This is a genomic window from Streptomyces axinellae (genome assembly GCF_039532135.1).
Classification (GTDB): Bacteria; Actinomycetota; Actinomycetes; order Streptomycetales; family Streptomycetaceae; genus Streptomyces; species Streptomyces axinellae.
Genome location: NZ_BAAARJ010000049.1, coordinates 1 through 5,021, shown reverse-complemented (window position 1 = coordinate 5,021; position 5,021 = coordinate 1). Strand labels below are relative to the sequence as shown.

The window sequence follows — 5,021 nt, the reverse complement described above, 5'->3', positions numbered from 1 at the left end:
CCACCCCCACCCAACTCCTCACCACCCTCACCCAAGCCCACACCCACGGACACACCCCCACCACCTGGACCACCACCCCAACCCCCAACCACCACACCCACACCCACACACCCCACCTCCCCACCTACCCCTTCCAACACCACCCCTACTGGCTCCACGCCCCGCAAACCACCGCCACGAACGGGTCGGCGGGGGCGCTGGGGATGACGGAGGTCGGGCATCCACTGCTGGGAGCGGCGTCGCACCTGCCGGATGGTGGTCACCTGTTCACCGGCAGCATCTCCCTCGCCGCACACCCCTGGCTCGCGGATCACGCGGTGTTCGGGACGGTGTTGCTGCCGGGTGCGGCGTTCGCGGACTTGGCGCTGTACGCCGCCGCGTACACCGACAGCCCGCACCTGGACGAGCTGACGTTGCAGGCGCCGCTCGTCCTTCCCGAGGACGGTGCCGTCAGCCTCCACCTCCTTCTCGGTGCTCCGGACGCGGAGACGCGGCGTCGCCCGGTAACCGTGCATTCCCGCCCGGAGGGCCCCGTTCAGGGGGATGGCGCCGACGAGCGTGGCTGGACCTGTCACGCGACGGGCACGCTCGCACCCGTACCGGCATCAACATCGGCATCGATGCCGGGGTCCGGTGAGGAGCCGTTCCCGGAGGTCCTCCTCGGGCATGCCGCGTGGCCGCCCGCCGAGGCCACGCCCCTCGACCTCGGTGACCTCTATCAGACGCTGGGCCGGCAGGGCCTCGACTATGGCCCCCTCTTCCAAGGGCTACGGGCGGCATGGCGGCATGGCGACGAGATCTACGCCGAGGTAGGGATGCCCACGGATGTCACGGGCTCCGCACCTCTCGTAGGCCCCGCGGCGGACTACCCGCTGCACCCGGCGCTGCTCGACGCAGCCCTGCACACAGCTTTCCTCGCGGACTCCGGACCGTCGGCCCCGGACGGGGGGAACGTGGCGCTGCCGTTCGCGTGGGCGGGGGTCACGCTGTACGCCACGGGCGCTTCGGCGCTGCGGGTACGACTGACGCCCGAGGGGCCGGAGGGTATGGCCCTGGCCGTGAGCGACGAGGCGGGGGAACCCGTGCTCACGGTTCGGGGGCTCATCGCGCGCCCGATCTCCGCGGAGCAGCTGGCGGCGGTCGCCCGGCGCGGCACGGGGCGGCTCGGTCCGCACCAGCTCGTCTGGGCGCCGTTCGTCCCGGCATCCCCCATCCCGGCCCCGGATACGGCCCGTTGGGTACTTCTTGGCGCCGACACCGGGACCGTGTGCGCGGAGCCCCCGCTCGGCGGCGCGCTCGACCTCGCCGTCCATGCCGACCTGGCCGCCCTCCGGAACCCGGACCCGGACTCGGCCCCGGGCTCGGACCCGGACTCGGACCCGGACTCGGCCCCGGGCTCGGACCCGGGCTCTTCCGACGCGGCCCCAGAGGTCGTCCTCATCCGGTACAGCACCGGCACAGACCCCGGCGCCACACACGCCGAGGACGGCGGTCCGCCGGACACCGCCCGTGCGCTCACCCTCCACGCGCTCGCGCTCATGCAGGAGTGGCTGGCCGAGGGGCACGCGCGGGCTGCGCGACTGGTCTTTCTGACCCGTGGGGCCGTGGCTGTTTCCGACGACGAGCCGCTGGAGGACCTCCCCGCCGCCGCGCTGTGGGGTCTGGTGCGCAGTGCGCAGACCGAGAACCCCGGCCACTTCCAGATCGTCGATCACGACGGGACTCCGGAGTCTCTCGCCGCGCTGGCCACTGCGATCACCTCATCCGCGCCCGAACCCCAACTCGCCCTCCGTAACGGTGAGTTGCGCGTCCCACGCCTCGCCGAGGCGCCCGTCGCTCACGGGCCCGCCGGGGAAAGCGGGGCGGTCGGGGAGAATGGCGAGAAGGGCGGGAACGGGGAGAACGGGGAGAACGCGGCAGGCGGAGCCCCGGTGCTCGGCGGCGCCGACGGCCACGGCACCGTCCTCATCACCGGCGGCACCGGCGCCCTCGGCGGGCTCACGGCGCGCCACCTGGTGGCCGAGCACGGTGTACGGCGGCTGCTGCTGACCAGTCGCAGCGGCCAGGACGCGCCCGGGGCCACGGAGCTGGCGGCCGAGCTGACGGCGGCCGGCGCCGAGGTCACCCTCGCCGCGTGCGACGCCGCCGACCGCGAGGCGCTCGCCGGCGTCCTGGCCTCCATCCCCGACGAGCACCCCCTCACGGCCGTCTTCCACACGGCCGGTGTGCTCGACGATGCGACGCTCACCTCTCTCACCCCGAAGCAGCTGGTCACCGTGCTGCGGCCGAAGGCGGATGCCGCCTGGAATCTGCACGAGCTGACCGCCGGCACCGACCTGTCCGCCTTCGTCCTCTACTCCTCCGCCGCCGGAGTCCTGGGCAACCCGGGGCAGGCCAACTACGCCGCCGCCAACACCTTCCTCGACGCCCTCGCCCACCACCGCCACACCCAAGGACTCCCCGCCACCTCCCTCGCCTGGGGGCCGTGGCAGCGGACCAGTGCGCTCACCTCGGACCTGACCGGCACCGACCAGGCGCGGATCGCGCGCAACGGGCTGCTGCCGCTGTCCGACGAGGACGGAATGGCGCTGTGCGAACAGGCGCTCGCCTGCGGTCTCCCCGCCATGACAGCGATCCGGCTCAACCCGTCCGCCCTGCGGCGCGGGGGTGTGCCGCCGCTGCTGCGCGGGCTCGTGCGGCCATCGGCACGCCGCAGTGCACGCACTCCGGGTGCCGCCGACGCCTCCGGCGTCCTCGGCATCACCGGCGCCGAGGCCGGCTCCCGCGCGGAGGACGGCGGCACGGGGGTGGCCCGGGCGCTGCGGCAGCGCCTGAGGGGGCTCGCCCCGGAGGCTCAGCGTGGCGTGCTGCTGGAGTCGGTGCGGCTGACGGCCGCCGCGGTGCTCGGGCACGGCTCGGTCGAACGTATCGAGGCCGAGCGCGGATTCCTCGACATGGGATTCGACTCCCTGACCGCGGTGGAATTGCGCAACCATCTAGCGACGGCCACGGGAATGCGGTTCCCGGCGACCCTCGTCTTCGACCATCCGACACCGGACGCGCTCGCCGCGTTCCTCCAGGCGGAATGCGCGCCGGACGACCCGGATGATCTGGGCGACGACCCGTTCGCTTCCGGCGGCGGTAGGGAGGGCCGGAGTGGTCTTCGTCCGGGCAGCCGTCGTGCGGCACTGGCGGGGATCGACTCGCTCGAATCCGCGCTGTCCGCTCTCTCCTCGGACGACCGCGGGGCGGTCTCCACACGTCTGCGCGGCATCCTGCTGCGACTTTCGGCGCCCGAGAACGGCGCGGGCGCCGACGCCGAAAAGTCCGCTGTCGCCGAAAAATTCGAATCGGCGGACGACGACGAGATGTTCGCCTTCATCGACAACGAACTCGGACTCTCCTGATGCCCGCCACGTCGAAGGAATTCCCTCACATGGACACCGAGGACAGGCTCCGCGACTACCTCAAGCGCGTGACCGCCGAACTCCACGAAACCCGACAGCGTCTCGTGGACGCCGAGTCGGGCAGTTCCGAACCGCTCGCCATCGTCTCGATGGGATGCCGCTTTCCGGGCGGGGTGCGCTCGCCCGGAGAATTGTGGCGGCTGCTGCGCGAGGGCCGGGACACGATCTCCGGTTTTCCCGCCGACCGGGGCTGGCACGTCGAGACGCTGTACGACCCCGACCCGGACGCCGAGGGGAAGTCCTCGGTCCGCGAGGGCGGATTCCTGTACGAGGCCGACCGTTTCGACCCCGACTTCTTCGGCATCAGTCCCCGTGAGGCCCAGGCCATCGACCCCCAGCAGCGACTCCTGCTGGAGACCACCTGGGAGACCCTGGAGAACGCGGGCATCGTCCCCTCCTCCCTGCGCGGCAGCCGGACCGGGGTCTACGCCGGGATCATGTACGGGGAGTACGGCACGCGCATGCTGCGCCGGGTGTCCGCCGACTACGAGGCGTACATCGGGACCGGCAGCGCCTACAGCGTCGCCTCCGGTCGAGTCGCCTACACCTACGGCTTCGAGGGCCCGGCCGTCAGCGTGGACACCGCCTGCTCCTCCTCGCTGGTGGCGCTCCACCTGGCCGCGCAGGCGCTGCGCAACGGCGAGTGCGACCTCGCCCTGGCCGGCGGGGTGACGGTGATGGCCACACCCATGGCGTTCATCGAGTTCAGCAGGCAGCGCGGGCTGGCGGCCGACGCACGGTGCAAGCCCTTCGCGGCAAGCGCCGACGGCACCAGCCTCAGCGAGGGCGTCGGCCTGCTCCTGCTCGAACGGCTCTCGGACGCCGAGGCCAACGGCCACCAGGTACTGGCGATCCTCCGCGGCTCCGCGATCAACCAGGATGGTACGAGCAGCCAGCTCACGGCGCCCAACGGGCCGTCCCAGCAGCGCGTCATCCGCGCCGCGCTCGCCGACGCGGGGCTGTCCGCGTCCGACATCGACGCCGTCGAAGCCCACGGCACCGGCACCAGCCTGGGCGACCCCATCGAGGCGGGGGCGCTGCTGGCGACCTACGGGCAGGACCGGCCGACGGACCGCCCACTGCTGCTCGGCGCCGTCAAGTCCAACCTCGGGCACACGCAGGCAGCCGCCGGAGTCGCGGGCGTCATCAAAATGGTCCAGGCCATGCGCCACGGCATACTCCCCCGCACCCTGCACCTCGACGAGCCGACGCCGCACGTGGACTGGTCCAGCGGAAACGTCACCCCCTTGACCGGTGACGAAAACTGGCCCCACACCGGACACCCCCGCCGCGCCGCCGTCTCCTCCTTCGGCATCAGCGGCACCAACGCCCACGTCATCCTCGAAGCCCCACCCGAAGCCCCCGCCGAAGAGCACCCCGAACCCTCAAATATCCCGGTGCTGCTGTCCGGCAAGAACGAGCCCGCGCTACGCCAACAGGCCGCGCAACTGGCCACGTTCATCAGCGAACGCCCCGAGGTTGATGTCGCCGAGATCGCCCGCACCCTGGCCACCTCACGCACCCACCACCCCCACCGGGCCGGCATCGTCAGCC

General features: G+C 72.4%; 2 protein-coding genes. Both read left to right on the top strand.

What is annotated here, in order from left to right; genetic code table 11:
• Positions 1-3,407, top strand: a 3,407-nt coding sequence (locus ABD339_RS33305) for an SDR family NAD(P)-dependent oxidoreductase (RefSeq protein ID WP_344570915.1), incomplete at its 5' end; no start/stop codon positions are given.
• 29 nt (positions 3,408-3,436) lie between these two features.
• Positions 3,437-5,021, top strand: a 1,585-nt coding sequence (locus ABD339_RS33300) for a type I polyketide synthase (protein WP_344570914.1), incomplete at its 3' end; no start/stop codon positions are given.